This window comes from Stenotrophomonas sp. 107298_Sma, assembly GCF_056480345.1.
Genome location: NZ_CM151094.1, coordinates 3,690,704 through 3,716,719, shown reverse-complemented (window position 1 = coordinate 3,716,719; position 26,016 = coordinate 3,690,704). Strand labels below are relative to the sequence as shown.

At 66.5% G+C, this 26,016-nt stretch carries 23 protein-coding genes and 1 tRNA gene; 13 read left to right on the top strand and 11 right to left on the bottom strand.

Annotated elements, in window-relative coordinates:
• Positions 1 to 104 precede the first annotated feature (104 nt).
• From ACZK2G_RS17355 to ACZK2G_RS17320, 8 genes are all read left to right on the top strand, one after another.
• Positions 105 to 1,088 carry a LysR family transcriptional regulator gene (locus ACZK2G_RS17355; RefSeq protein WP_012511956.1) on the top strand — a complete coding sequence of 328 codons (984 nt, stop codon included), beginning with the start codon at positions 105 to 107 and terminating at the stop codon, positions 1,086 to 1,088.
• Positions 1,089 to 1,696: 608 nt separating this feature from the next.
• The gene (locus ACZK2G_RS17350) at positions 1,697 to 2,128 is read left to right on the top strand and encodes a DUF2946 domain-containing protein (RefSeq protein WP_046985477.1); all 432 of its coding nucleotides are present in this window, start codon (positions 1,697 to 1,699) and stop codon (positions 2,126 to 2,128) included.
• A gap of 72 nt (positions 2,129 to 2,200) precedes the next feature.
• Complete coding sequence (locus tag ACZK2G_RS17345; protein ID WP_478473955.1) at positions 2,201 to 4,264, top strand: TonB-dependent copper receptor; 2,064 nt, start codon at positions 2,201 to 2,203, stop codon at positions 4,262 to 4,264.
• Positions 4,265 to 4,568: 304 nt separating this feature from the next.
• Positions 4,569 to 5,675: an efflux RND transporter periplasmic adaptor subunit gene (locus ACZK2G_RS17340; RefSeq protein WP_046985475.1), complete on the top strand. Its 1,107-nt coding sequence runs from the start codon at positions 4,569 to 4,571 to the stop codon at positions 5,673 to 5,675.
• Positions 5,672 to 8,797: an efflux RND transporter permease subunit gene (locus ACZK2G_RS17335; protein ID WP_046985474.1), complete on the top strand. Its 3,126-nt coding sequence runs from the start codon at positions 5,672 to 5,674 to the stop codon at positions 8,795 to 8,797. Before ACZK2G_RS17340 ends, ACZK2G_RS17335 begins: the two co-directional genes overlap by 4 nt.
• Before the next feature lie 16 nt (positions 8,798 to 8,813).
• Positions 8,814 to 9,386, top strand: a complete 573-nt coding sequence (locus ACZK2G_RS17330) for a GNAT family N-acetyltransferase (protein WP_478475596.1) — start codon at positions 8,814 to 8,816, stop codon at positions 9,384 to 9,386.
• A 189-nt stretch (positions 9,387 to 9,575) separates the two neighbouring features.
• Positions 9,576 to 11,093 (top strand): alanine/glycine:cation symporter family protein, encoded by a 1,518-nt coding sequence (locus tag ACZK2G_RS17325; protein ID WP_478473952.1) that lies wholly within the window; start codon positions 9,576 to 9,578, stop codon positions 11,091 to 11,093.
• Positions 11,086 to 11,922: a TrmH family RNA methyltransferase gene (locus ACZK2G_RS17320; RefSeq protein WP_136639341.1), complete on the top strand. Its 837-nt coding sequence runs from the start codon at positions 11,086 to 11,088 to the stop codon at positions 11,920 to 11,922. Before ACZK2G_RS17325 ends, ACZK2G_RS17320 begins: the two co-directional genes overlap by 8 nt.
• Before the next feature lie 146 nt (positions 11,923 to 12,068).
• Here the strand turns inward: ACZK2G_RS17320 and ACZK2G_RS17315 are convergent, their stop codons facing one another.
• The 4 genes from ACZK2G_RS17315 to ACZK2G_RS17300 all read right to left on the bottom strand — a co-directional run bounded on the left by ACZK2G_RS17315 (position 12,069) and on the right by ACZK2G_RS17300 (position 15,249).
• Positions 12,069 to 13,490 carry a M28 family peptidase gene (locus ACZK2G_RS17315; protein ID WP_478473950.1) on the bottom strand — a complete coding sequence of 474 codons (1,422 nt, stop codon included), beginning with the start codon at positions 13,488 to 13,490 and terminating at the stop codon, positions 12,069 to 12,071.
• A gap of 225 nt (positions 13,491 to 13,715) precedes the next feature.
• Entirely contained in the window at positions 13,716 to 14,120 is a 405-nt protein-coding gene (gene mscL / locus ACZK2G_RS17310; RefSeq protein WP_046985469.1) for a large-conductance mechanosensitive channel protein MscL, read from the bottom strand.
• A gap of 55 nt (positions 14,121 to 14,175) precedes the next feature.
• Entirely contained in the window at positions 14,176 to 14,892 is a 717-nt protein-coding gene (locus ACZK2G_RS17305; protein WP_006387611.1) for a fumarylacetoacetate hydrolase family protein, read from the bottom strand.
• A gap of 75 nt (positions 14,893 to 14,967) precedes the next feature.
• A complete protein-coding gene (locus ACZK2G_RS17300) occupies positions 14,968 to 15,249 on the bottom strand; it encodes a hypothetical protein (protein WP_046985468.1) in 282 nt (93 codons plus the stop codon).
• A 178-nt stretch (positions 15,250 to 15,427) separates the two neighbouring features.
• Between ACZK2G_RS17300 and ACZK2G_RS17295 the strand changes: the two genes are divergently transcribed.
• Positions 15,428 to 15,763 carry a Rieske (2Fe-2S) protein gene (locus ACZK2G_RS17295; protein ID WP_478473948.1) on the top strand — a complete coding sequence of 112 codons (336 nt, stop codon included), beginning with the start codon at positions 15,428 to 15,430 and terminating at the stop codon, positions 15,761 to 15,763.
• Positions 15,764 to 16,139: 376 nt separating this feature from the next.
• Here ACZK2G_RS17295 and ACZK2G_RS17290 read toward each other — a convergent pair whose 3' ends face one another.
• The 4 genes from ACZK2G_RS17290 to thiS form a co-directional block, all read right to left on the bottom strand.
• On the bottom strand, positions 16,140 to 17,987 hold the full coding sequence (locus ACZK2G_RS17290; protein ID WP_046985466.1) for an SLC13 family permease: 1,848 nt from the start codon (positions 17,985 to 17,987) through the stop codon (positions 16,140 to 16,142).
• 27 nt (positions 17,988 to 18,014) lie between these two features.
• On the bottom strand, positions 18,015 to 18,749 hold the full coding sequence (trmB, locus tag ACZK2G_RS17285; protein WP_046985465.1) for a tRNA (guanosine(46)-N7)-methyltransferase TrmB: 735 nt from the start codon (positions 18,747 to 18,749) through the stop codon (positions 18,015 to 18,017).
• A complete protein-coding gene (locus tag ACZK2G_RS17280) occupies positions 18,749 to 19,543 on the bottom strand; it encodes a thiazole synthase (protein ID WP_006387459.1) in 795 nt (264 codons plus the stop codon). Before ACZK2G_RS17280 ends, trmB begins: the two co-directional genes overlap by 1 nt.
• Before the next feature lie 145 nt (positions 19,544 to 19,688).
• Positions 19,689 to 19,889: a sulfur carrier protein ThiS gene (gene thiS / locus ACZK2G_RS17275; protein WP_046985464.1), complete on the bottom strand. Its 201-nt coding sequence runs from the start codon at positions 19,887 to 19,889 to the stop codon at positions 19,689 to 19,691.
• A gap of 207 nt (positions 19,890 to 20,096) precedes the next feature.
• Between thiS and ACZK2G_RS17270 the strand changes: the two genes are divergently transcribed.
• Positions 20,097 to 21,932, top strand: a complete 1,836-nt coding sequence (locus ACZK2G_RS17270; RefSeq protein ID WP_046985463.1) for an autotransporter domain-containing esterase — start codon at positions 20,097 to 20,099, stop codon at positions 21,930 to 21,932.
• Positions 21,933 to 22,053: 121 nt separating this feature from the next.
• Positions 22,054 to 22,127: transfer RNA gene (locus tag ACZK2G_RS17265), tRNA-Gly, on the top strand.
• Positions 22,128 to 22,263: 136 nt separating this feature from the next.
• On the opposite strand, the gene ACZK2G_RS17260 is transcribed toward ACZK2G_RS17265, so the two are convergent.
• The gene (locus tag ACZK2G_RS17260) at positions 22,264 to 23,001 is read right to left on the bottom strand and encodes a hypothetical protein (RefSeq protein WP_046985478.1); all 738 of its coding nucleotides are present in this window, start codon (positions 22,999 to 23,001) and stop codon (positions 22,264 to 22,266) included.
• Between the two features lie 287 nt (positions 23,002 to 23,288).
• Here ACZK2G_RS17260 and ACZK2G_RS17255 point away from each other — a divergent pair, with 287 nt between their 5' ends.
• Positions 23,289 to 23,693: a DUF805 domain-containing protein gene (locus tag ACZK2G_RS17255; protein ID WP_478473946.1), complete on the top strand. Its 405-nt coding sequence runs from the start codon at positions 23,289 to 23,291 to the stop codon at positions 23,691 to 23,693.
• Positions 23,694 to 23,732: 39 nt separating this feature from the next.
• Positions 23,733 to 24,914, top strand: a complete 1,182-nt coding sequence (locus ACZK2G_RS17250) for a hypothetical protein (RefSeq protein WP_478473944.1) — start codon at positions 23,733 to 23,735, stop codon at positions 24,912 to 24,914.
• 80 nt (positions 24,915 to 24,994) lie between these two features.
• On the opposite strand, the gene ACZK2G_RS17245 is transcribed toward ACZK2G_RS17250, so the two are convergent.
• Both ACZK2G_RS17245 and ACZK2G_RS17240 read right to left on the bottom strand, forming a co-directional pair.
• Positions 24,995 to 25,417: an acyl-CoA thioesterase gene (locus ACZK2G_RS17245; protein WP_046985460.1), complete on the bottom strand. Its 423-nt coding sequence runs from the start codon at positions 25,415 to 25,417 to the stop codon at positions 24,995 to 24,997.
• Between the two features lie 79 nt (positions 25,418 to 25,496).
• The gene (locus tag ACZK2G_RS17240; RefSeq protein ID WP_248298490.1) at positions 25,497 to 25,862 is read right to left on the bottom strand and encodes a hypothetical protein; all 366 of its coding nucleotides are present in this window, start codon (positions 25,860 to 25,862) and stop codon (positions 25,497 to 25,499) included.
• Positions 25,863 to 26,016 lie beyond the last annotated feature (154 nt).

The following is a 26,016-nucleotide window of genomic DNA, read 5'->3' as shown; positions in this document are numbered from 1 at the left end:
CGCCCGGAAATGACCAGATACCTTTCTTAAACAACCTTTGGTTATAAGCTGGTGACGGCAATTGACCCTAGAGTGGACCTCCGCCCCCACATCGCCCGCCTGCCATGACGCTGACCCAGCTGCGCTATCTGGTTGCCATCGCCGACGCCGAGCTGAACATCACGCTGGCCGCCTCGCGCGTGCATGCCACCCAGCCCGGCCTGTCCAAGCAGCTCAAGCAGCTGGAAGACGAGCTGGGTTTCCTGCTGTTCGTGCGCAAGGGCCGCAGCCTGGAGTCGGTCACCCCGGCCGGCACCGAGGTCATCGCCCGCGCCCGCTCGGTGCTGGCCGAGGCCAACAACATCCGCACTTACGCGGCCAACCAGCGCCGCGAGAGTCAGGGCCAGCTGATCCTGACCACCACCCACACCCAGGCGCGCTTCGTGCTGCCGCCGGCGGTGGCGGCGATCAAGCAGGCGTATCCGCAGGTGAGCGTGCATCTGCAACAGGCCGGTGAAGCCGATGCACTTGATCGCTTGAACCAGGGCGATGCCGACATTGCGATCATCAGCACCGCCGGCAGCGAGCCCACCGATGGCATTGCGGTGCCGCTGTTCCGCTGGCGGCGCCTGGTGGTGGTGCCCAAGGGCCACCCGCTGGACCGCGCAGGCCGCACCCCGGACCTGGCCGCGCTGGCCCGGCAGCCGCTGATCAGCTACGAATCATCGACTCGGCCGAATTCCTCGCTGCAGCGTGCCTTCGCCGCCAACGGCCTGGTGCCGGATCTGGCGTTGACCGCGCTCGATGCTGATCTGATCAAGACCTACGTGCGCACCGGACTGGGCGTGGGGTTGCTGGCGGAGATGGCGGTCAGTTCCAACGACGAAGACCTGAAGGCGTGGCCGGCGCCGGCACCGATTGCCGAGTGCATCGCCTGGGCGGTGCTGCCGCGCGACCGGGTGCTGCGCGATTACGCGTTGGAGCTGGTGCATGTGCTGGCACCGCAGATCGATCCGCGCGACCTGCGCAGGGTGCTGGATGGCAACCAGGCGGCGGCGTGGCCGGTACCACCGACGTGGGAGTCGCTGACCCAGACCATCACGGTCTGAGGCTGGTCGAGCAGGGCTGCGCCCTGCACCTGCTGCAAACCGGAGCAACAGCAACAGCAACGTCAAAAGCTCGCTATCCGTGGGATGGCGGGGCGGTGTCGGACTGCGGGGACGCCGTGACCCCGTCCCTGGGGGCTTGGCCGCGGCATCCATGCCGCGGACACCCCGCACTCCGACACCGCCCCACCTCTGACAGATTCCGATGGCTGTTGGTAGGTGTCGACCTTGGTCGACACGGTAGATCCACGCCATGCGTGGATGGAAACTGTCAGATATCGAAATACATGTGGGGTCAGATCCGTTTTCCTTCGGAAAACGGATCTGACCCCAAGAGCCGTTCCAACAGACCGCAGGAATCTGTCGAAGGCGGGGTGGGTCCGGTTGCGGGGGCGTGAGCCGCATGGATGCGGCGACCGAGCCTCCATGGACGGATTTACGGCGTCCCCCGCAACCGGACCCACCCCGCCATCCCTCAGGAAACCAGCTTCTGCTGTTGCTTCGGCACCTGCCGTGGCCTCTGCGGGTGCAGGGCGCAGCCCTGCCGACAAACCCCCTCCTGCGACGGTTCGTCGCACGGGCAACCCTGGACCCCGCTCTACACTAGCGGGGTGACCCGCCTGTCCCGCCCGCAGCGCCTTCTGCTCCAGCTCGCCATCCTGGCGACGCTGCTGATGGTGCTTGCGCCACTGGTCAGCCGCGCGCTGCAGGCACAGCCGATGGAGCACGCCGCGATGGCAGGCATGGACCACGCCGCCATGGGCCATGACATGCACGCCATGGCCATGGCCGGACACGATCGGCACGGCGCTGCGCCTGCAGCGCCCAGCCGTCCGGCCGACCCCCACGCCATGCATGGCGAAGCCTGCGAATACTGCGTGCTGGCGATGCGCCTGCTGCCGTGGCTGGCCGTGCTGGTGCTGCTGTTGCCGCTGTTGTGGCGGCCGCAGCTGGCGTTCCCATGGTCGCAGCAGGTGCTGCCGGCACTGCGGTGGCCGGCACATGCCGCGCGTGGGCCGCCGCGCTTCTCCATCGTTCGCTGATGTCCCTATCGAATCCGCCGCACGACGCCTGACCGGGCGCCGTGCGCGCGTGCGTACTTTGGAGCTGTTCCGATGAAAATGACTTCCCGCCCCGCGGGCGCCTGCGCGCGCCTGCCGGTTGCCCTTGGCCTGGCCGTGGCCGCATCACTGGCACACGCCGCGCCTGCCGACGAGGCGCGCACTCTCGACACCCTGGTGGTGACCGCCGCTGCACCGTCCTCGCCGCTGCACTGGGTGACCGATCCGCGCCTGCCTCGGCAGCCGGTGCCCGCCAGCGACGGTGCTGATTACCTGAAAACCGTCCCCGGCTTCGCCGCCATCCGCAACGGTGGCACCAATGGCGACCCGGTGCTGCGCGGCATGTTCGGTTCGCGGCTGAACATCCTCAGCAACGATGGCAACCTGATCGGTGCCTGCCCGTCGCGCATGGACAATCCGCTGTCCTACATCGCGCCGGAGAGCTTCGACCGGTTGACCATCATCAAGGGCCCGCAGAGCGTGCGCTGGGGCGCGGGCGCCTCGGCCGGCACCGTGCGTTTCGAGCGCGATACGCCGCGCTTCGATGAGCCGGGCCTGCGTGCCGATGCCAGTGCGCTGGTCGGTTCGCGCAACCGCAACGACCAGGTGCTGGACCTGACCCTGGGCAATCCGACCGGTTACGTGCGTGCGAGCGGCAACCGTTCCGAAGTCGATGACTACAAGGATGGCAATGGCGACGTGGTGCCGTCGAAGTGGCGCAAGTGGAACGGCGACGTGGCCATCGGCTGGACGCCGGATGCCGACACGCTGCTGGAAATCTCCGCCGGTGCCGGTGATGCGATCGCGCGCTACGCGGGCCGTGGCATGGACGGTGCCGCGTTCGAGCGCACCAGCTACGCGGCGCGCTTCGAGAAGCGCAACCTGCCGGGTGCGTGGGACACGCTGCAGGCCAACGTGTACTACAACAATGCCGACCACGTGATGGACAACTACACGCTGCGCACGCCGAACCCGCACAGCATGATGCCGATGCCGATGGCCTCGAACGTGGACCGCCGTACCCAGGGCGGGCGGGTCAGTTCCGAATGGCGCTGGCAGGATGTGCAGCTGGTGGCCGGTGTGGATGGCGAGGACAGTCGTCACCGCGGCCGCATGGGCATGGGCCGCGACACCTACCGCCAGGCGGCGTGGGAGACCGATGCCAACTTCCGCCGCTACGGTGCCTTCACCGAACTCACCCTCGGCGCCGGCACCGACCAGCGCTGGATCAGCGGGCTTCGCATCGATCGCGCCAGCGTCCGCGATGAGCGGCAATCGGTGCGCGGGATGATGGGCAACCGGCCGAATCCGACCGCTGGCCTGCAGCGCAAGGAATGGCTGGGCAGTGGTTTCCTGCGCTACGAGCAGGATCTGGCCGACGGCTTGACCTGGTACGCAGGCCTCGGCCACAGCGAGCGCATGCCTGACTACTGGGAGCTGTTCTCGCCCAACCAGGGACCGGCCGGCACGGTGAATGCATTCAGCGGCGTGCAGCCCGAGCGCACCACCCAGCTTGATGTGGGCATGCAGTACAAGGGCCCGCGCGTGCAGGCCTGGCTCTCGGCGTACGCCGGTCAGATCCAGGACTACATCCTGTTCACCTACCACGGCAGCGGGATGATGGGCATGAGCCAGGCCCGCAACGTCGATGCCCGCATTGCCGGGGCCGAGGCGGGCGTGGAAGTGGCGCTGGCCGAACAGTGGAAGCTGGGCGGCACGCTGGCCTATGCCTGGGGCGAGAACCGCGACCAGCAGCGACCGCTGCCGCAGATGCCGCCGCTGGAGGCGCGCCTGAGTGCGAACTGGGAAGGCCAGCGCTGGAGTGCTGGTGCGCTGCTGCGTGCGGTGACCCACCAGCACCGTGTCGCCGATGGCCAGGGCAACGTGGTCGCCCAGGACCTGGGACCGAGCGCCGGCTTCGCCACCTTCGCGCTCAATGCGGCTTACCGCTTCAGCTCGCAGCTGCAGCTCAGCGCGGGTGTCGACAACCTGTTTGATCGCACCTACAGCGAGCACCTGAACCTGGCCGGCAGCGCCGACTTCGGCTTCCCGGCCGACCCGGTACGCATCAACGAGCCGGGCCGCAGCGTGTGGATGAAGGTGAACTACCGGTATTGATCCGCCGGGCATGGCCCGGCGCTACCGTCACGCGCCGGGCAAAAAAAAAACGGGGCCGGATCCCCGCCAGGATCCGTCCCCGCCCGACGCCCTCTGTCGGGCAGCTTCGACTCTACGATGGCAACGTCGGTAATGGGTCGCTGGATACACCCCGACACAAGCCGACACCGCCAACACCAGCCTTGCACGGAACCGGTTGAAGGCGCTAGCGCGGTGCCGGTTCCACGCCGGTAAACGCTTGGCACATACCGCTTTTGCGGGCCCTTGCCTACACTCGGCGGCCGTGGATCAATCAGGACCGTTCATGTTGGCTCGTATCGCTTCGACCCTGGCCTTCGGCCTCAGCCTGGCCGTGCTGGCCGGGTGCGCAGGCAAACAGGAGGCTGCCGCACGTCGGCAGGGCGAAGCAGTGCCGGTCACCGCGCAGGTCGTGCAGCCCACGCAGTGGAACGACACCCTGCAGGCGCTGGGCACGGCCAAGGCGCGCGAATCGATCAGCGTCACCGCCAAGGTCAGCGAAATCGTCGAGAAGGTGCACTTCGAGAGCGGCCAGCACATCGCCGCCGGTGCGCCGATCGTGACCCTGCGCGGGCAGGCCCAGGAAGCGGCACTGGTGCAGGCCCAGGCCACCTTCCACGAGGCCGACCAGCTGTACAGGCGCCAGCGCGAGCTGGCCACGCAGCGGCTGGTATCCAGTGCCACGCTGGATACGCAGAAGTCGATCCGCGATGCCGCCGAAGCGCGCGTGGCGCAGATGCAGTCGGACATCGGTGACCGCCGTGTGCGTGCGCCGTTTGCCGGCGTGCTCGGCATCCGCCAGGTCAGCCCGGGCACGCTGCTGACGCCGACCACGGTGATCGCCACGCTCGACGACATCGAACACATGCACATCGATTTCCAGGTGCCGGAAGTGGAACTGGCCGCACTCGGCGTCGGCGACAAGGTCAGCGCATCCAGCGTGGCCTGGCCGGGCCGCACCTTCGAAGGCGTGGTCAGTACCATCGATGCACGCATCGATCCGGCGACCCGAGCAGTGACCGTGCGCGCCGACTTCGCCAACAGCGACCACGCGCTGCGTCCGGGCATGCTGCTGGACGTACGCCTGTTCCATCCCGAACGGCCGGCGCTGGTGGTTCCGGAAATCGCGGTGGTGCAGGTCGGCCGCGATACCTTCGTGTATCGCATCAAAAGCGACGACAGCGTCGAGCGCGTGGATGTGGTCACCGGTGCGCGCCGTGCCGGCGTGGTCGAGATCAAGCAGGGCCTGGAAGCGGGCCAGCGAATCGTGGTCGATGGCACCGGCAAGCTGCGCCCGGGACTGAAGGTAGCCGCCAAGGACGCAGCACCGGCGAGCGGCGCCAAGCCGGCTGACGCGCCGGCGGCGGTGGTCGCCGAGGGCCACGGCGGATGAAGCTGTCCGACACCTCCATCCAGCGGCCGGTGTTCGCCGTGGTGATGAGCCTGCTGCTGCTGGTGCTGGGCGTGATGTCCTTCACCCGCCTGACCCTGCGTGAGCTGCCTGCCATCGATCCGCCGATCGTTTCGGTGTCGGTGGATTACACCGGTGCCTCGGCGGCGGTCATCGAAAGCCGCATCACCCAGGTGCTGGAAGACGCGCTGGCCGGTATCGAAGGCATCGATACGATCAACGCGCGCAGCACCAATGGCCGCTCGCAGGTCAGCATCGAATTCACCTCCAACCGCGATATCGAGGCCGCAGCCAACGACGTGCGTGATGCGGTCAGCCGCGTTGCCGACCGCATGCCGGAAGAAGCGCGTCCGCCGGAAATCGCCAAGGTCGAAAGCGATGCCGACCCGATCATCTGGTTCAACATGGTCTCCTCGACCATGGACACGCTGGAACTGAGCGACTACGCCGACCGCTACGTGGTCGACCGTTTCTCCAGCCTCGACGGCGTGGCCCAGGTCCGCATCGGTGGCCGCCAGCGCTATGCGATGCGCATCTGGCTGGACCGTGACCAGCTGGCCGCGCGCGGGCTGACCACCGGCGACGTGGAAACCGCGCTGCGCAACGAGAACGTGGAACTGCCGGCCGGCCGCATCGAATCGACCGACCGCGACTTCACCCTGCGCGTGGAGCGCAACTACATCAAGCCCGAAGACTTCGCGACCATCCCGCTGGGCAAGGGCCGCGACGGCTACGTGGTGCGCATGGGCGACGTGGCGAAGATCGAGCTGGCTTCGGCCGAGCGTCGCGCCTACTACCGCAGCAACGGTGAACCGGGCATCGGCCTGGGCATTGTCAAGACCTCCACCGCCAACTCGCTGGATGTGGCACGCACCGCGCGCGCTGAGGCGGAGCGGGTCGCGCTGACGCTGCCCAAGGGCACGCAGATTTTCGTTGCCTTCGACAACACCACCTTCATCGAAGCCGCAGTGGACCGTGTTTACGCCACGCTGGTGGAAGCGATGATCCTGGTGCTGGCGGTGATCTGGCTGTTCCTCGGCAGCTTCCGTGCTGCACTGATTCCGGCAGTGACGGTGCCGGTGTGCCTGGTCGCCGCCTTCATCGCGCTGTATGCGTTCGACTTCTCGATCAACCTGCTGACCCTGCTGGCGCTGGTGCTGTGCATCGGCCTGGTGGTGGACGACGCGATCGTGGTGGTGGAGAACGTGCAGCGCCGCATCGATCTGGGTGAACCGCCGTTGGTGGCGTCCAAACGCGGTACCGCGCAGGTGGCGTTCGCGGTGATCGCCACCACGGCCGTGCTGGTGGCGGTGTTCCTGCCGGTCGGTTTCCTTGAGGGCAACACGGGACGGCTGTTCCGTGAACTGGCGGTGGCGCTGGCTGCGGCAGTGGCATTGTCCGCGTTCGTGGCGCTGACGCTGACGCCGATGATGGCCTCCAAGCTGCTCAAGCCCCATACCGGGCAGGCGCCGCGTGGCCTGCATGGCTTCATCAACCGCAACCTGGAGCGCCTGGCCGGGGCCTATGGGCGGGTGCTCGACCACCACGTCGATCGCACCTGGATCTACCTGCTGGTGATGGTGGCTGCACTGGCCGCCAGCTGGGGCCTGCTCAAGCTGCTGCCATCGGAACTGGCACCGGCCGAAGACCGCGGTTCGTTCCAGATCATGATCGACGGCCCGGAAGGTGCCGGCTACGACTACACCGTGCAGCAGGTGCAGCAGGTGGAAGCGATGCTGGCACCGCATGTCGGCCCTGACAAACCGATCGTGCGCGCCAACCCGCGCGTGCCGGGTGGCTGGGGCGCCAGCGAGGAAATGCACACCGGCCGCGTCAGCATCTTCCTGCAGCCGTGGCGCCAGCGTAGCGAGGGCACGCCGGAAGTGGCCAATGAGCTGCAGAAGGAACTGGACACCATCCGCGGCGTGCGCGTACGTACGCAGGTGGGCGGTGGCCTGGTGCGCAGCGGCGGCCAGCCGTTCCAGATCGTGCTGGGCGGCCCGGAATACGCCGAGATCGCGCAGTGGCGCGACCGCATCCTGCTGCGCATGGCCGACAACCCCGGCCTGGTCGGCCCAGACTCGGACTACAAGGAAACCCGCCCGCAGATGCGGGTCAACATCGACCGCCAGCGTGCGGCCGATCTGGGCGTGCCGGTCACCGCGATTGGTTCGGCACTGGAAACCATGATGGGATCGCGCCGCGTCACCACCTTCGTCGACAACGGCGAAGAGTACGACGTGCTGGTCCAGGCCGGCCGCGATGGTCGCGCCAGCCCGGCCGACCTCGCCGCGATCCGTGTGCGCGCCACCTCCGGCGAACTGGTGCCGCTGTCCAACCTGGTCACGCTGAGCGAAGTGGCCGAGGCCGGCACCCTGAACCGCTTCAACCGCCTGCGCTCGATCACCATCAATGCCGGCCTGGCGCCGGGCTATCCGCTGGGCGAGGCGATTGCCTGGGCGCAGCAGGTCACGCGCGAGGAGCTGCCGCAGTATGCGCAGGTGAATTGGAAGGGCGAATCGCGCGAGTACCAGAGTGCTGGTGGTGCAGTGCTGCTGACCTTCGCGATGGCGCTGCTGGTGGTGTACCTGGTGCTGGCCGCGCAGTTCGAGAGCTTCATCCACCCGCTGACCATCATGCTGACCGTGCCGCTGGGCGTGCTCGGTGCGCTGGTTGGCCTGTGGGTCAGCGGTGGCACGGTGAACCTGTTCAGCCAGATCGGCATCGTCATGCTGGTCGGCCTGGCGGCGAAGAACGGCATCCTGATCGTCGAATTCGCCAACCAGCTGCGCGACGACGGGAGAACCGTACGCGAGGCGATCATCGAATCGGCGATGGTGCGCCTGCGCCCGATCCTGATGACCTCGATCGCCACCGTGGTCGGTGCGGTCCCGCTGGTGGTGGCCGGTGGCCCCGGTTCGGCCAGCCGTGGCACCATCGGCATCGTGATCATCTTCGGCGTGACCCTCTCGACGTTCCTGTCGCTGTTCGTGGTGCCGGCGTTCTACGCGCGGCTGGCGCCGTACACGCGCTCGCCGGAAGCGGTGAAGCGCGAGCTGGAGAAGCAGGAAGCGGAGTCGCCGTCGGTGGGTGGACATGCCTGACCTGACCACCAACGGGATGGCTGGCGGGGTCGGATCCCTTTCCCAAAGGGAAAGGGCTCTGACCCCACACCTGCAGGGCGACGGCTTCCTCCTGCGCCCCTGGCGCAATGAAGACCTCGAATCGCTGCTGCGCCATGCCAACGATGCCGAGGTATCGCGGGGCCTGCGTGATCGTTTCCCGTACCCGTACACGCGCGAAGATGGCGAGGCTTTCCTGGCTGGCCGCGTGCTGGCACCGGGCACGCTCAACCTGGCCATCGAGATCGACGGCCAGGCCTGCGGGAGCGTCGGTGCCCAGCAGGGCATCGCCGAGCGTGGTCACATGGCGGAACTGGGCTACTGGCTGGGCCAGTCCTACTGGGGCCAGGGCCTGATGACCCGGGTGGTCGGCCTGTTCGCACCGTGGGTGATGGACGAACTGCGCCTGTTCAGGCTGCAGGCCGGGGTGGTCGACTTCAACCTCGGTTCGGCCCGGGTGCTGGAAAAGAACGGCTTCCAGGAAGAGGGCGTGGACCGCTGCGCGGTCTACAAGCGCGGCGTGCTGCACGACCTGCGCCGCTTCGCCCGGGTGCGCACGCAGCTTCCGTAACCGGCCGCCGGGCACGGCCCGGCGCTAACGTGGGGGGGCACGGTCATTGCCGGTAGCGCCGGGCCATGCCCGGCGGAGAACACGCCCCCACATCCGGCGCTATCGCAGCGACCTTCGATCAGGGAGAATCGACCGGTCCCTTCCAGCCGACGGGACGTCCTCACAACCCGCCGACTGGAGAGAGCGCGCGTGGAAGCTACCGTACATTTCATCAACAGCATCATCTGGAGCAAGGCGCTGATCTTCATGTGCCTGGCCGCCGGCCTGTTCTTCAGCCTGCGCACCCGCTTCATGCAGATCCGTGGTTTCGTCGAGATGTGCCGCCTGACCGTGTCCGGCGAGAAGTCCGAGGCCGGCGTGTCTTCCTTCCAGGCGCTGGCCATGTCGATGGCCGGGCGCATGGGCATCGGCAACATCGCCGGCGTGGCCACCGCCATCGCCTTTGGCGGACCCGGCGCCATCTTCTGGATGTGGGTCATGGGCTTCCTCGGCGCCTCCACCTCGTACGTGGAATGCACGCTGGCGCAGATCTACAAGACCAAGGACGCCGAAGGCCGCTACCGCGGCGGCCCGGCCTACTACATTGAAAAGGCCATGGGCCTGAAGTGGTATGCCATGGCCTTCGCCATCGCCACGATCATCGCCGCCGGTTTCCTGATGCCGGGCGTGCAGGCCAATGCCATCGCCGACAGCGTCATCAATGCCTGCCGTGGTACCGCGCTGTGCGGCCCGCTCGATGGCCAGGCCTTCGGCATGGAATCGGCGCAGGCGCTGAAGCTGGGCATCGGCATCGTGGTCGCCCTGTTGCTGGGCGTGGTGATCTTCGGCGGCGTCAAGCGCATCGCCAACTTCGCCGAAGTGGTGGTGCCGTTCATGGCCGCCGGCTTCATCCTGATGGCCATCGTCATCATGATCATCAACTACGACCGCGTGCCGGAAATGTTCGGCATCATCTTCAAGAGTGCTTTCGGTACCCATGCTGCATTCGGCGCGATGATGGGCCTGGCGGTGGAGTGGGGCATCAAGCGTGGTATCTACGCCAACGAGGCCGGCCAGGGCTCGGGCCCGCATGCGGCCGCTGCGTCCGAGGTCTCGCACCCGGCCAAGCAGGGCTACGTGCAGGCGTTCGCCATCTACTTCGACACCATGATGGTGTGCACCGCCACCGCATTCCTGATCCTGGCCAGCGGCACCTACAACGTGTACTCGCCGGTGCCGGGTGGCGCGCCGATCTTCCAGGGCCTGGCCGGCATTCCGGAAGGCGCGGGCTATGCGCAGGCCGGCGTGGAAGCGGTGCTGCCGGGCTGGGGCTCGGCCTTCGTGTCGGTGGCGATCTTCTTCTTCGCCTTCACCACCATCATGGCCTATTACTACATGGCCGAAACCAACCTGACCTACGTCAACCACAACAAGAAGCGCCCGCTGACCGTGCTGCTGCTGCGCCTGGGCATCATCGGCATGGTGGTGTTCGGTGCCTTCCACAACGCCACCCTGGCCTGGGCGCTGGGTGACATCGGCGTGGGCCTGATGGCCTGGCTGAACATCATCGCCATCCTCATCATCCAGAAGCCGGCCATGCTGGCCCTGCGCGATTACGAGCGGCAGAAGAAGCTGGGCCTGGATCCGATTTTCGACCCCGATGCCCTGGGCATCAAGAACGCCGATTTCTGGCGTCAACGCAAGCTGGAGTTGTCCCGTAGTGAATGATCCCTGGAAGAATGCCCGCCGCCCGTCGTCGCGACCGCCGCGGGCCACCCCGCTGCCACCGCGTGAGGGCGGCACCCCGCCACCGCCGGGGCGTGGCAATGACGAACTGCGCCTGTATGGCTGGAACGCCGTGCAGGCCCTGTTCGACAAGCGCCCGCAGGCGCTGCGCAAGCTGTACCTGGTGGAATCGCTGATTCCGCGCATGCAGCCGGTGCTGAAGTGGTGCGTGGCCAACCGCGTGGGCTATCGCGTGGTGGAGGAGGGCGACCTCAACAAGCTGGCTGCCACCACCCATCACGAAGGCCTGGTGGCCGACGTGCTGCGTGCGCCGGTGCTGGCGCTGGACGCATGGCTGGCGACGCTGCCGGCTGATGCACCGGCGCTGGCGTTGTGGCTGGACGGTGTCGGCAATCCCCACAACTTCGGCGCGATCCTGCGCTCGGCCGCGCACTTCGGCGTCAAGGCGCTGCTGCTGCCGGCCGGCAGCACGCTGGCGCTGTCCGGCGCCGCGGCACGCGTTGCCGAAGGTGGCGCCGAATCGGTGCCGCTGGTGCAGTTGCCGGACAACGCACAGGCGATGGCGCAGCTGCGAGCGGCCGGTTTCGGGCTGGCAGCAACCCTGGTCAAGGGCGGTGAGGACGTGTTCCGCGCATCGCTGCCGGCACGACTGGTCTACGTGATGGGTGCCGAAGGCGAAGGCATGGACCGCAGCCTTGCCAGCGAATGCGACCTGCAGGTCTCGATTCCCGGCAGCGGCGCGGTGGAGAGCCTGAACGTGGCCTCGGCCACGGCCGTGCTGTTGGCTCAGTGGGTCAGTCGCCGCGATTGAACCTCTGCGCGGGGTCAGATCCCTCGCCACGGCGAGGGCTCTGACCCCGTCCGGTTCCCAATGCAGGATCTGCCGTGGTGGGTGCGAACCTTGGTTCGCACCGCTCCCGCCGCTGCGCTCGCCGGGCATGGCCCGGCGCTACTGCGTCATTCGTTCGGCGGCGTGGTCGCCTTGGCTTCGCTGCCGAAGCTGCCATCGGCTTCCGCCGCCAGATACGCGAACACGGTGTAGGCGGCCACGTTCTGTGCCAGCGCCTTCGGGTCGATCTTGTCCAGCGTGTCGTCGGCGGTGTGGTGCAGGTGGAAATAGTCCGAGCCGTCCTGCGCCAGCCACGCCCATGCACCGCCCTTGGCCGCCAGCGGGCCGACGTCCGGGCCCGGACCACCCTTGTCGGCCTGGTACTCGATGCCCAGCGGCTTCATCACTTCGGCAATCTGCTTCGTCGCTTCGCGCGAGCCTTCCGGGTTCGGCGAACCGGTGTTGAAGGCGTAGATGCGGCCAGCACCGAAGTCGCTCTCGGCGGCCAGCTGGTGCAGGGCCACATCCTTGGCGTGCGCTTCGGCGTAGGCCTTGCCGCCATACAGGCCCTGTTCTTCGTTGGCGAACGCGATCACGCGGATGGTGCGCTTCGGCGCCTGCTTCAGCTGGCCGATCAGATGACCAGCGGCCATGGTGATGCCCACGCCTGCACCGTCATCCACCGCGCCGGTGCCCAGGTCCCAGGAATCCAGGTGACCACCGATCACCACCACTTCCTTGGGCAGGCTGCGGCCGGTGATCTCGCCGATCACGTTGTACGAGGTGGCGGTGCCATCCCAGCCGCAGTCCAGCGCCACCTTCACCGTGGTGCTGCCACGGGCCAGCAGGCGGGCCAGCTGATCGGCGTCGGGCACCGACAGTGCCGCCGACGGCACCGGGGTCAGGCCGTCGTCGAAGCGGGTGATGCCGGTATGCGGCACGCGGTGGGAATCGGTACCGGCCGAACGCATCAGGAAACCGACCGCGCCCTTGCGAATCGCCTCGGACGGGCCCTTGCTGCGGATCGCGCCGCCACGGCCGTAGTCGCGTCCATCGCGGAAGGGCAGCATCTGGTAATCGACGAAGGCGATCTTGCCCTTCAACGAACCGGCCGTTGCTGCCTGCAGCGCAGCCAGGTCGGCGAAGCGCACGACTTCGGCTTCCACCGTGCCGCCCGGGCTGCCGCCCAGCGCGGTGATCTGCAGCGGCTGCGGGTTCCTGCCGGTTACGGCGGCGTGTTCACTGCGGCGCTCCCATTTCGGGAAGGTCACCGGCTCTTTCCAGACCTTGTCGAAACCGAGTGCCTTGAACTTGGCTTCGGCCCAGGCCACGGCGCGAGCGTCAGCTTCGCTGCCGGCGATGCGCGGGCCGATCTCGGTGGTCAGCGATTCGACCACCTTCCAGCCGGTGTCGTCAGCCAGTGCCTGGTCGCGCAGCTGCGCAGCGGTGGCCAGCGAAGCCGGGGGCAGGGTGGTGGTGTGCGGCGCCGCGAAGGCCGGGGCGGCCAGCAGGGCGAGGGAGGATGCGATGGCAAGGATGCGGCGACGCATGGACAGCTCCGGGAAGGGACCAAGCCTTGGAGCTTAACAGTCGTTCAGGCCCGCGCATGGGCGGGAGGTCATGGCTGGCGCGAACGCTGTTTTCCGCCACGTCCGGCAAAGCGAAAGCCCCGCCGGAGCGGGGCTTTCGTGCAGTCGCGGTAGTGCCGGCCGCTGGCCGGCACCACGGTTGTTCCGACGTTGCCGGCCAGCGGCCGGCACTACCGGTAGGCCGCCTTATTTCTTCAGGCTGTCGCGGATCTCGCGCAGCAGCACCACTTCCTCGGCCGGTGCGGCCGGAGCGGCTTCCTTCTTGCGCGACAGGCGGTTGATCACCTTGATCACCAGGAAGATGGCGAAGGCCACGATCACGAACTGGATCAGCGTGTTGATGAAGTCGCCGTAGCCGATCACCACGGCGGGGATTTCCTTGCCGTCGGCACCGATGCTGGCCGGTGACAGCGTCCACGCCAGCTGCGAGAAATCCACCTTGCCGATCAGCATGCCCAGCGGCGGCATGATGATCTTCTCGACCAGCGCGGTCACGATCTTGCCGAAGGCCGCGCCGATCACCACGCCGACGGCGAGGTCGATGACGTTGCCGCGCATCGCGAATTCCTTGAACTCGGTGAGCATTCCCATTGTTGTTTTTCTCCGGTGGGGGAAGTGGACAGCGCGCAGGGTAGCGCAGGTGATGTCAGCCGGCGATCACGCCGTGGCGCTCGGCCACGTTTTCCAATCGGGCACTGAAACGGTCGCCGGGCTTCAGCGCCGCCACCCCGGACGGGGTACCCATGAACACAAGGTCGCCGGCACGCAGCTGCCACAGCTTGGACAGCTCATGCAGGATCTCCGGCACGTTCCAGATCATCTGGTCGAGCAGGGCCTGCTGGCGGACCTCGCCGTTGACCTCCAGCGACAGGTTCAGCGCGGCCAGGTCGCCCACTTCAGCGGCATGCACGATCTCGCTGATCGGTGCCGAAGCATCGAAGCCCTTGGCTGCATCCCACGGATGGCCCTTGTCCTTGGCGGCGGCCTGCAGGTCGCGACGGGTCAGATCCAGTCCGACTGCATAGCCGTAGACCAGCGCATCGGCATCGGCCACGGCCAGTTCACCGGCCGGCGCATCACGGCCGATCGCCACCACCAGTTCCACTTCGTGGTGCAGGTTGGCGGTTGCCGGGGGATAGGGGATGGCATCGTCGTGGCCGACCACGATCGCATCGGCCGGCTTGCTGAAGAACATCGGACGGCCGCGGTCGTCGGCCGCCGGCACCGCTGCGCCCATTTCGCGGGCATGGTCGGCGAAATTGCGGCCGACGCAGTAGATACGGTGCACGGGGAAGCTGCCACCACCCACCACCGGCACACGCGGCAGGGCTACGGCAGGAATCACATCGGAGACATCGGACATGCGGGCATCCAGGAAGGGCGTGCCCGCAGTCTAGAACGCATGGCGCCCGCCGTCAGCGGGCGCGGAGGGCGTGGATCAACGCGAGGCCGGCAGCACCGGCTTGCGCACCACGCGGAACTCGCCCTCGACCACGTTCGGGTCGAGAGGACGGGCAGTGCCCGGCTTGCGCGAAGCCAGCAGCTTCCATGCCAGGCCGACCAGGATCATCGCCGCACCGACGAACACGCCAATGAACACCATCGCGGCCAGGATCGCCAGGCCGAGCAGGCCCACGGCAACGCGCACCAGCGGGTGACGCGGCTTGCGCGGCGCGAACAGGGTGCGGAACTGGTTGAAGGCGGATGCGCGATTGAACATGGCGGCTCGATAGGCTGGAATCAGCGAAACCAGAGTATCGGGAGGTGCCACTGTCTTTGAGTGAAAAACTCGTTAAATATAGCCTGTGCTTATTACGAATCAATGACTTGTGTTCATGTTGCAGCCAGTCACCTGAGTGGGCGTGCGACAATGCGCGTTTACTGTCCGAGCCTTCGCCATGACTGCCGCTGCTGCCCTGATCGCCCTTGATGCCATTGCCGATGGCGCGTTCGCCGAGGTCGAGGCGGTGGTCGATGGGGATGCCGAGTCGCTGGTGTTGTATCGCGACGGGTCTCAGGTGCGGGCGTTCCTGAACATCTGCCCGCATGCCGGTCGCCGCCTGGACTGGGCACCGGGCCAGTTCCTGAAGAGCCGCGAAGGCCACCTGGTATGTGCAGCGCACGGCGCCTCGTTCGCGCTGGACAGCGGCGACTGCATCGCCGGCCCCTGCAAGGGCGACCGCCTGCGCGCGGTGCCGGTGGACGTGCGCGACGGGCAGATCTACCTGGCCTGAGGCCGGAAGCAGTCGAGCACGGCTCGACTCTACAAAAGTCGTGTCGACCAAGGGCGACACCTACCAACAGCGGTCCATGCCGTTCCGACAGATCGCGGAAATCTGTCGAAGGCGGGGTGAGTCCGGTGGCGGGGGTGTCCGCGGCATGGATGCCGTGGCCAAGCCCCCATGGGTGAGGGCGCTTTGCTTGCGAAGCACTGCTTCGCAAGCGCCCGAACGCACAGCCGCCAGCGGCTGGGCCGGTCTGGGGGTTTACGGCGTCCCCCGCAACCGGACCCACCCGCCATCCCAAGGAATGCAGGCCGTTGCCGTTGCCGTTGCCGTTGTCGTTGCCTCGGCGGGTGCAGGGCGCAGCCCTGCCAACAAACCCCAACCCTCAGAACATCAGGTTGATCATCAACACCACCACGCACGTATAGATCAGCGACAGTGGTCCGCCGACCCGCCACATTTCGCGTGGGGTGTAGTTGGCCGGGCCGGTGATCATCGAGATCACCGGATTGGAGGCCGTCATCAGGTTGTTGGACGCCGACAGCGCCACGATCAGCGCGAACGCCGTCGGGTTGCCGCCCGCGGCCAGCGCCAGGTTCACCGCAATGGGCACCATCACGATGGTCGCGCCCACATGGCTGATCACCAGCGAGAACGCCGTGGTCAGCAGCGCCAGTGCGACTTCCAGCACCCATACCGGGATGCCGGTAGGCAGCTTGTCGATGGTGTGGCCGGCCACCCATGCCGCCGCGCCGCTGGAGTCCATCGCCCAGCCGAGCGGGATCAGCCCGGCCATCATGAACACTGTTTTCCAGTTGATCGAGGCGTAGGCCTCGTCCATGCGCAGCACGCCGGTCAGCAGCATGCCGGCCACGCCGGTCATCAGGGTCAGCGCCACCGGCAGCTTGCTGGTCAGCGCGATCAGGATGGTCAACGCGAAGATCGCCATCGCGATCTTGAACTTGTGCGGGCGCTGCTCGCCGGTGGGGTAGTCGGTTACCACCACGAAGTCACGACTCCTGGCGGCCTGTGCCAGGTCGGTCCAGATGCTGTGGAAGACCAGCATGTCGCCGGCACGCAGCTGCACATCGCGCACGTCCTCGCGGATCACCTGCTTGTCGCGGTTGATCGCCAGCAGGCTGATGCCGCGCTCCTTGCGCAGGCGCAGGTCGGCCGCGCTCTTGCCGATCACGTTCGAGGTCGGTGGCACCACTGCCTCGGAGATGCCGGCGCGGCTGGGGTTGAACAGGTCACCGAGGTGCTTCAGGCGCGAGGACATGCGCAGGAACTGGTTCTGCGCGAAATCGTGGATCTGCTCGCGCGGGCCCATCGCCCCCAGCACGCTGCCGACCCAGATGCGCATTTCCGCCGGTGGCGCCAGGCGGGTGTCATTGCCGGTTTTCAGGGCCAGCAGCAGCGGCGCATCATGCAGGTTCTCGGCTTCGCCCAGGGTCATGCCGACCAGCGGGCTTTCAGCGCTGACCACCAGTTCGAACACGTCGCCTTCGATGCCATAGGTCTTTGCGAAGTAGCTCTCGGTGCGTGCCGGGGTGACCCCGTCGTTGACCAGGCTTTCCTCTTCCACCAGCTTGCGGTCGCCGTAGTAGCGGAAGTACAGCAGCGAAGCGATCAGCAGCGCCACGCCGATCGGCAGCGGCGCGAACATGCGCAGCGGTTCGATGGTGGCCAGGCCCGAGGGCAGGTTGTTGTTGGCCGAGGCCAGCAGATCGTTCAGCAGGATCAGCGGCGAGTTGCCGACCATGGTCAGCGCGCCACCCATCACGATCGCCGCCGAGATCGGCAGCAGCAGCCGCTGCATGGTCAGGCCCGTGCGCGCCGCCAGCCGCGAGGCCACCGGCAGGTACAGCGCCATCACCGACGGATTCTGCATGAAGGACGAGTTCAGGCCGGCGATGGCCGTGGTCATCATCAGCAGCCGCTGCTCCACGCCATGGCCGCGCCGCAGCAACCATGCGGCCAGCCGGTTCAGCGCCCCGGTGCGGTCCAGGCCGGCACCGAGGATGGTGGTGGCGATGATGCTCATCACCGCGTTACCGGAGAAACCACCGAAGATTTCCTCCGGCGCGATCAGGCCGGTGACGCCGAGCACCACCAGCACCACCAGCGCGACCACGTCGGCGCGGATGCGCTCGAACAGGAACATCGCCATCGTGAAGCCGACCAGCCCGAGCACGAGCTTCATGTCGTTGGTCAGCGTCAGCGCGGTATCCATGTGGGGAGCGGCGTCCTCAGGCGATCGTCAGGTGCGGTCGTACAACAGGTCCCAGACGCCATGGCCGAGCTTCTGGCCGCGGGTCTCGAAGTGGGTCTGCGGCCGCCAGTCCGGGCGCGGCACGCTGCCACGCGGACCGGCGCGGTTGACCAGGCCAGCGGTGGCGTCCAGCACGTCCCACATCTGCTCGGCGTAGTCCTCCCAGTCGGTGGCGCAGTGCAGGCGGCCGCCCGGGCGCAGCTTGCGCACGATCAGTTCGGCGAACGCCGGCTGCAGCAGGCGGCGCTTGTTGTGGCGCTTCTTGTGCCACGGATCCGGGAAGTAGATGCGCACTTCATCCAGCGCGCCATCGGCGATCTCGTTCTGCAGCACCTCCACCGCATCGTGGTGGTACAGGCGCACGTGATCGGCGTTGTCATCGGCCAGCGCGTTCAGCAGGCGGCCCACACCCGGGGCGTGCACCTCGATGCCGATGTAGTCGCGCGACGGGTCGTGCTGGGCGGCGAAGCGCATGGCCGCGCCATTGCCGAAGCCGATTTCCAGCACCTTGTGCGCGGGACGGCCGAAGGTCGCATCCAGGTCACGCGGCTGGCCGCTGTAGTCCAGGCCGAAGCGTGGCCAGCGTTCGTCGAACGCGCGCTGCTGGGCCGGAGTGAAGCGGCCCTGACGCAGCACGAAACTGCGCACTTCGCGGCGACCTTCACTGACCGTGAAGGGCTTGGGCGGGGCCTTGGAACCCGCGCTGTCGAAAGGATTGGTCATCAGCCGATCAACCCGTCAATCGGCGACGACGCACTGGCATAGCGCTTGCGCGGGATTCGCCCGGCCAGGAAGGCCTCGCGTCCGGCTTCGACCGCCTTGCGCATGGCGCTGGCCATCAGCACCGGGTGGCGCGCGCCGGCAATGGCGGTGTTCATCAGCACGCCATCGCAGCCGAGCTCCATCGCGATCGCCGCATCCGAAGCGGTGCCGACGCCGGCGTCGACGATGATCGGCACCTTGGCGTCTTCGATGATCTGCAGCAGGTTGTACTTGTTCTGGATGCCCAGGCCCGAACCGATCGGCGCGGCCAGCGGCATCACCGCAGCGCAGCCGATCTCTTCCAGGCGCTTGGCCAGGATCGGGTCGTCGGAGGTGTAGACCATCACCTCGAAACCGTCCTTGACCAGCTGCTCGGCGGCCTTGAGGGTCTGCACCACGTCCGGGTACAGCGACTTCTGGTCGCCCAGCACTTCCAGCTTGGTCAGGTTGTGGCCGTCCAGCAGCTCACGGGCCAGGCGGCAGGTGCGCACGGCATCCTCGGCGGTGTAGCAGCCGGCGGTGTTGGGCAGGATGGTGAAACGCTCCGGCGGCAGCACGTCGAGCAGGTTCGGCTCGCCCGGGTTCTGCCCGATGTTGGTGCGGCGGATGGCCACGGTGACGATCTGGGCGCCTGCAGCCTCGGTGGCCAGGCGGGTTTCTTCCAGATCCTTGAACTTGCCGGTGCCGGTCAGCAGCCGCGAGCCATAGGTCTTGCCGGCGATCACCAGCGAATCGGGGGAGACTTGAACGTTCATGGCGCGATTATCGCTTATCCGCCTGAAGATGGGGTCACGTAGAGGGCTGGGTCGGATCCCTTTGCCAGGGCAAAGGGCTCTGACCCGCTGCGAAGTGGTTCTGGGGCAGAGCCCATCGCAATTCGATGGGATCCGACCCCGGCCATCAGCCCCCGCCCAGCGCGTGCACGATCTCCACTACGTCGCCTTCGGCCAGCGCATGTTCGCCATGGCGGCTGCGGCTGACGATCTCGCCGTTGACCTCCACCGCCACCCGGCGCTGCAGCAGCTGCTCGGCCTCGAGCAGGTCGTGGAGGGTCGCCGAAGCGGGCAGGGTACGCGGTTCGCCATTGAGCTGGATGTTCATCCGCTCATTGTCGCTGATGGCACGTCAGGATCGGAATGCTTGCAACTTCCTCCGGGCGCCAACGCTGGCACAGCGCACTGTCAGGCGATCAGGCGACAATCCATGCGGCGGCGCAGCGTGAGCAAAAGGCGGCGCGGTGAAACCATTCACCGTGCGCCGGCGTACGTGCGCCGGATTCCTACCTATCTTCCCCACAGGAGTTTCTACATGCAGCTCAGCAAACACCCGATCCGCTCCCTGATGGCGGCCGCGATCGCGCTGGCCGCGCTTCCGGCCATGGCAGGCGAAAACCCGTACTCGAAGGCCGTGTTCTTCGGTGACAGCCTGACCGACGCCGGTTACTTCCGTCCGCTGCTGCCGGCGGCCACCCAGGGGGCCACCGGTCAGTTCACCACCAACCCGGGCTGGGTGTGGTCACAACAGGTGGCCAACTACTACGGCCTCAACAACGGCGCCAACGGCAATGGCCAGAACGGTGACAATTACGCCGCAGGCGGTGCCCGTGTCAGCGTGGACGTACCGAGCGCGCTGGGCGTCATCCCGTCGCTGAAGACGCAGGCTAACCGTTACCTGGCTGCGAACGGCGGCAAGGCAGATCGCAATGCCCTGTACACCGTATGGGGTGGCGCCAACGACCTGTTCGCTGCAGCTGGCGCTCCGACGCAGGCCCAGGCCATCATCGGCGCAGCCGTTACCGATCAGATTGCCCTGGTTGGCGCGCTGAAGCAGGCGGGGGCACAGTACGTGCTGGTGCCGAACCTGCCGAACGTCGGCCTGACTCCTGCATTCCGTGGCCCGAATGCGGCCACCGCCACTGCGCTGTCCGCGGGTTACAACAAGGCCCTGTACGGTGGCCTGAAGCAGGCCGGCATCGAGTTCATTCCGCTGGATACCTTCACCGTGCTGAGTGAAGTGGCTGCCAACCCGGCCATGTACGGTTTCACCAACGTCACCAGCACCGCCTGCAAGATCGATCCGAACAACTCGACGGTCAGCATCCTGACCTGCAATCCGACCAGCTATGTCAGCCCGGATGCGTACCAGACCTATCTGTTCGCCGATGGCGTGCATCCGACCGTCGCTGGCCACCAGTTGCTGGGTCAGTACGCCGTTTCGGTGCTGGAAGCACCGCGCCTGCAGCAGGTGCTGAGCCACTCGGCACAGACCATCGGCCGCTCGCGTGCCGATCAGGTCAGCAATCACCTGGGCGCCCGTCCGGCCGATGGCCTGTCGTGGTGGGGTGGCGTGCGTGGCGACCTGCAGCGCTACGACCACGCGGACCTGTATGACGGCCTCGCTCCGGCCGGCCTGTTCGGCATCGACTGGGCGCGCGACGGCGTGGTGCTCGGCGGCTTCGCCGGCTTCGGCCGCCTGAATGCCGACTTCGGCAACAGCCGTGGCGACTTCACCCAGAAGGACACCACCGCCGGCCTGTTTGCGGCATGGTACGGCGACCGCGTCTGGGTCAACGGCCAGGTCAGCTACACCTGGCTGTCGTATGACGTGAACCGCAAGGTCCAGCTGGGCCCGGCCACCCGCGAGCACGGTGGTTCGCCGGATGGCAGCAACCTCACTGCTGCACTGAACGCCGGTTATGAGTTCGGCACCGAAGGTGGCTTCCGCCATGGTCCGGTCGCTGCGGTGATCTGGCAGAAGGTCAAGATCGACGGTTACAGCGAAAGCGCCGCCGCCGGCACGCTGGCCACCGCCCTGGGCTACGACCGCCAGAACGTCGACTCCACCGTCGGCCGTATCGGCTGGCAGGCCCGCTTCGATGGCGGCACCGTCAAGCCGTACGTGCAGGTGACCTACGACCACGAGTTCGAGGACACCAAGCAGGCCAGCGCCTGGCTGCAGACGCTGCCGGAACTGGGCAGCTACCGCGTGCCGGGCCTGGACTTCGACAAGAACTACGCCACCGCCGTCCTGGGTGCGCGCATGGACCTGTTCGGCCTGCAGGGCAACGTTGGCCTGAGCACCACGGCCGCGCAGAAGCGCGCCCGCGATGCCTCGGTCTTCGCCACCGTCAGCGGCAGCTTCTGATCCAGAGCGGGGTCTGGGTCCTTTCCGCAGGGAAAGGGCTCCGACCCCGTCGCTGCATGGCAGGATGGACCGGCCACCATTGCGCAACACCGGCCGCTCCGCATAGACTTTCCACCGCAACGCGGGCGTAGCTCAATGGTAGAGCTGTAGCTTCCCAAGCTACTGACGTGGGTTCGATTCCCATCGCCCGCTCCATGTCTCCAGGGTATTCACCCCAGGCAGACGCGGCGCAATGGTTGAACCACACCGAAGCCAGGATGTGGTGGCAGCGCCCTGACTTCTCTCTTCAATGCGTTGGGCTGTGGCTCCTCCGAACCACAGCCCGAGTGGCTTATGCGCCCGCTTGCGCGGCCGCGTCCTTGGCGGCGGCAGTGATGGAGCTTCCGAATCCGGTATACGTTGACCCGTTGCAATGCAGATAGGCACGGAATACGACGCCATTCAGTTCGGCATTGTCGAAGTAGCAGTGCGTGCCTGTTTCGGACGATTTCTTCACAAGGCGCATTGCAATCGCGTTTGAATCATCGACGCTGGAGCCAATGCCGGCAATGCTCCAGGACTGACCTGCTCGGCTACAGGTGTAGGGATACCTGTAGCCGTGTGCCGACCCGTAGTAGTAGTCAACATTGCAGCTTGCCTGCGTCGCAGCAAGATTGATGGCCAGTTCGAGCAGGTTCCTCCCCGCGGTCGTTGTCGACAGGCCGTAGGCGGAAAGGGAGGTGGAATCGCACTGCCCTTTGATTCCGACGCCGGGTGCTGGGATGCTGACATATGGATCGTGTGCGAGGACGCTGCATACGGGGCCTTCCTCGGCGACGGCGAGGAGCCCATTCGCATTGGCTGTCGCATCATCGATATTGCTGCCAACGCCCGAGACCGTACCATTCTTGCCGCATCGCCGGACCGCCACGCCACCGTGGTTCGGCAACATGTCCATGCCAGGATCACAGATGCCCGGCCCGATCGAGGATGCCCCTGAGTGCCCGCTGTGCTCACGTTCCACATTCGGTGCCACCGACGCCTGGGCCGAAAGCAGTGCAAGCATCAGGGGAAAGGAAATCGCAGCCATGTAAAACCTCAAATCCATGAGTGAGCGATGAAGCTAGCAGAAGCGTCTTTTGGGAAAACCGGAATTGAACCAATCCGTCGCTTCAGGAAGCCAGTGCTTCGATTCAAGATGCTCACGGCCATGAAAGTGCGAGGCAATTGGTTTGTTGTTCTCGGCTGCGCGGCCTCCTCGGCAACGCCCGCTGTCTCCCAGGCTGTGTCGCGCCGGAAGATTCAGTCGGTGCTCGGCTTGGGGATGCTAAAAGATCGTTAACTTTTGGTTCCCAGCGCCCGCTGCCCGGAGCGAGAATGATCGCTGCACTCATGCCCATCAGGCGATGCCTTGATTTTTCAGGGCGATCCAACCGGACAGAATTCTGGTCGTATTCCCTGCTTGCCGGGTTCGTGGCGGGGTTGGGCTACATTCTGATGAATGCCAGCTCCTGGCTGATCGGTACCGATCTCTATGATGGGGAAATGTCCCAGCGTCTGCAGGGAGCAGGAGTGGCAGTGGCGATGTTTGCCGTCATCGTCCTCCTCCCGCCGATGCTGGCCCTGGCCGTTCGGCGATTGCACGATATCGACGAGTCCGGCTGGTACGTGGTGATCGCATTCATTCCGTTGGGTGTGTTCGTTCTCTTTCCTCTCATGCTCCTTCCGGGGAGCGAGGAAGAGAATCGATTCGGCGGAATGCCTGGAGTGCCGGGCGCTTGAATCAGCGTTCTGGTGCGAAGTGGCAGCCACCACACTCGCATGATTGTTGATCGCATCACCCTCCGCCGATACACCCAATGGCTGCCGTTCCTGGCTTGGGTCGCCATCTGCGTGGCCTGGTGGTCGCCCTTGGGCGTGGTCGTTGGCCTGGCCGCATGCCTTGCCCTGGGAGGCGTGCTGCAGCGCTTCGATCTGGTTGGCGATGCCGTAGGCGGCGCACAGCTGCGCTCGCGGGCGACGCTGCCCTTTGCCACTCGGCCGCCCACGCACGATGTGCTGCTGGACTGGGGCGAGCTGGGTATGGGCGGGCCTGCCTACAGCACCCAGATGCTGCGCGATGGCGCCATCGTTGAAGGCGTATCGACCAGCGGCAGCCACGATGCCAGTGGTGAGTGGCAGCAGCTGGCAGGAAGCGCGCTGCGCGTGGCCAGTGGCTACATTGATCGCAGCGAAGCGGTGATCGTCTACGACGAAGCGGACAAGAGGGTGATGCACCTGCTGACGATTGTTCCCAGCCTGTTCTGGCAGGAACTGCACGAGCGTCGGCAGCTTGGCGGGGATGCCGAAGCTGCGGCGTGGCTGCGCGATCTTCCCAGTCGATTGACCACGCTGCGCCCCTGTCGGGGTCTATGGCTGGAACAGGAACATCCGGCAGTGGCCGCCGGGTTGCCGCAGGCATTGCGGCATGTCCTGCCTGACGGTCGGGTTCTGCAGGCCATCCCGCTGCTTCCCGACGACCTGCGCCTGACCGCACATCCGTCCCTGTTCACCCGCGTCTGCCCGTACGCCCTCTGCCTTGATGGCGAGGCCAGTGACCGTCATGCCTGCGATCTGGACACGGTCATCGCCAGCCCGTCAGGGCGATGCGTGGCGGTGGCGGGCAGCGTACTTGATGGGGATCTGCGTCCCATCGAGGGTGTGTGGCTCGTCCACTGGCAGGGGCATTGGCAGGCCATCGGCCGCCGTGCGATGGGCGGCAGTGGCAAGACCCGGAGTGGGGCCTGGATCGATGTGATCGCGGTCGGCGATGACGGAACGCTTCGCTGCGAAGCCTATGAGGAACACTGGACGTTCGAGGCGATCACACGCATCCCCACGCCACACACGGCATTGGCGCTGCCTGTGGAATGGCGGGAAACCGCATTGGCCGTGCGTGTCCGCGATGGGTGCTTCTCGTTGCGCCTGCCCCGTGCTGATCAGCGGCACGCATCCCCTGGATGAGCCATGAGGATGTCCCCGGCGATGGCCCTTCCACCGCCAGAGACGGCAAATGGGTGCGGATGACCGGATTTCCGGATGACTCATGTGCCTGCCGATTGCATCAGCTGCGCATACTCCTCGGTAAACAGCCCCGACAACGCCCGGCGCTGCTCTGCATCGATCACGCGCGAGGCGTTGGCTGTGTAGTCGAAATGCACCATCACGCAGCGCCCGCTGGCCACCAGGGCCTCGAACTGGAACGCCTGCTGCACGATCGACAGCGAGGAGCGGCCGATGTTCTCGATGCGGGTCTCGATGCGCACTTCGTGTCCGGCCTGTATCTGCTGCAGGAAGTCGATCTCGTAGCGGCGCAGGATCAGCGTCAGGTCGCGCATGCTGGCCTCGCGGCTGAAATGCCGGAAGATCTCCTGGCGGCCTTCCTCGAACCAGACGGGCAGGGCGGTGTTGGTGACGTGGCCGAGTACATCCACTTCGGAGAAGCGCGGAAGGATCGTCAGCGGCATGATGCCTCCGGGGCGTAGTGGGTGGGGTCTCCGGCGACGGTGCTGCCTTCGCCGGAGACAGTGCGGCGACTACTGGGCGTCAGTCTGAGTAGAAACCGTTGCCGAGGGTGCCGGGCAGGCCGGGTTCGGGCCACGGCATCAGTGACGTGCAGGCGTCATACAGCGTGCAGAAATCCTGCCGCAGCTGGGCAGGTACCCAGCTGCCGTAGGAAACGTCGGTCGAGTCGCCCTGGCAGGCGTAGGAAACATCGATCCAGCGCGTATTGGCGTGTGAGGCAACGCCCTGGTGCTGTGTCTTGCCTGTGCAGTAGCGCAGGCCCTGGCCGATCAGGGTGTTGTTGGCATCGAAGTAGAGCCGGGAGACTGCATGGGTCGGCGCAGCCTGTACGTCTGTGGCGCCTCCCACCAGGCCAAACAGCAACAACAGCGGAATTCCCATTCGCATCTGTGGTTCTCCTTGGTTTGTGTAAGCCGGCCGTGTCCTGTCCATTGGCCGGCAGGGGCATCTTCGCACAGCACTGCCAGGCGAGCAGATGCCGCCGTTCGCAGAGCATCATCCACCCGCCACACGCCCGCGCTATGCTGCGCGCCTGCCGTCC

What these genes read in the sequence shown, in the direction of transcription:
- ACZK2G_RS17280 (WP_006387459.1), bottom strand. Translation starts at nt 19,543, where the DNA reads ATGAACGTTCAAGTCTCCCCCGATTCGCTGGTGATCGCCGGCAAGACC.
- mscL (WP_046985469.1), bottom strand. Translation starts at nt 14,120, where the DNA reads ATGGGAATGCTCACCGAGTTCAAGGAATTCGCGATGCGCGGCAACGTC.
- ACZK2G_RS17335 (WP_046985474.1), top strand. Translation starts at nt 5,672, where the DNA reads ATGAAGCTGTCCGACACCTCCATCCAGCGGCCGGTGTTCGCCGTGGTG.
- ACZK2G_RS17295 (WP_478473948.1), top strand. Translation starts at nt 15,428, where the DNA reads ATGACTGCCGCTGCTGCCCTGATCGCCCTTGATGCCATTGCCGATGGC.
- ACZK2G_RS17340 (WP_046985475.1), top strand. Translation starts at nt 4,569, where the DNA reads ATGTTGGCTCGTATCGCTTCGACCCTGGCCTTCGGCCTCAGCCTGGCC.
- ACZK2G_RS17270 (WP_046985463.1), top strand. Translation starts at nt 20,097, where the DNA reads ATGCAGCTCAGCAAACACCCGATCCGCTCCCTGATGGCGGCCGCGATC.
- ACZK2G_RS17240 (WP_248298490.1), bottom strand. Translation starts at nt 25,862, where the DNA reads ATGCGAATGGGAATTCCGCTGTTGTTGCTGTTTGGCCTGGTGGGAGGC.
- trmB (WP_046985465.1), bottom strand. Translation starts at nt 18,749, where the DNA reads ATGACCAATCCTTTCGACAGCGCGGGTTCCAAGGCCCCGCCCAAGCCC.
- thiS (WP_046985464.1), bottom strand. Translation starts at nt 19,889, where the DNA reads ATGAACATCCAGCTCAATGGCGAACCGCGTACCCTGCCCGCTTCGGCG.
- ACZK2G_RS17245 (WP_046985460.1), bottom strand. Translation starts at nt 25,417, where the DNA reads ATGCCGCTGACGATCCTTCCGCGCTTCTCCGAAGTGGATGTACTCGGC.
- ACZK2G_RS17300 (WP_046985468.1), bottom strand. Translation starts at nt 15,249, where the DNA reads ATGTTCAATCGCGCATCCGCCTTCAACCAGTTCCGCACCCTGTTCGCG.
- ACZK2G_RS17355 (WP_012511956.1), top strand. Translation starts at nt 105, where the DNA reads ATGACGCTGACCCAGCTGCGCTATCTGGTTGCCATCGCCGACGCCGAG.
- ACZK2G_RS17250 (WP_478473944.1), top strand. Translation starts at nt 23,733, where the DNA reads ATGATTGTTGATCGCATCACCCTCCGCCGATACACCCAATGGCTGCCG.
- ACZK2G_RS17330 (WP_478475596.1), top strand. Translation starts at nt 8,814, where the DNA reads ATGGCTGGCGGGGTCGGATCCCTTTCCCAAAGGGAAAGGGCTCTGACC.
- ACZK2G_RS17305 (WP_006387611.1), bottom strand. Translation starts at nt 14,892, where the DNA reads ATGTCCGATGTCTCCGATGTGATTCCTGCCGTAGCCCTGCCGCGTGTG.
- ACZK2G_RS17290 (WP_046985466.1), bottom strand. Translation starts at nt 17,987, where the DNA reads ATGGATACCGCGCTGACGCTGACCAACGACATGAAGCTCGTGCTCGGG.
- ACZK2G_RS17315 (WP_478473950.1), bottom strand. Translation starts at nt 13,490, where the DNA reads ATGCGTCGCCGCATCCTTGCCATCGCATCCTCCCTCGCCCTGCTGGCC.
- ACZK2G_RS17255 (WP_478473946.1), top strand. Translation starts at nt 23,289, where the DNA reads ATGATCGCTGCACTCATGCCCATCAGGCGATGCCTTGATTTTTCAGGG.
- ACZK2G_RS17260 (WP_046985478.1), bottom strand. Translation starts at nt 23,001, where the DNA reads ATGGCTGCGATTTCCTTTCCCCTGATGCTTGCACTGCTTTCGGCCCAG.
- ACZK2G_RS17345 (WP_478473955.1), top strand. Translation starts at nt 2,201, where the DNA reads ATGAAAATGACTTCCCGCCCCGCGGGCGCCTGCGCGCGCCTGCCGGTT.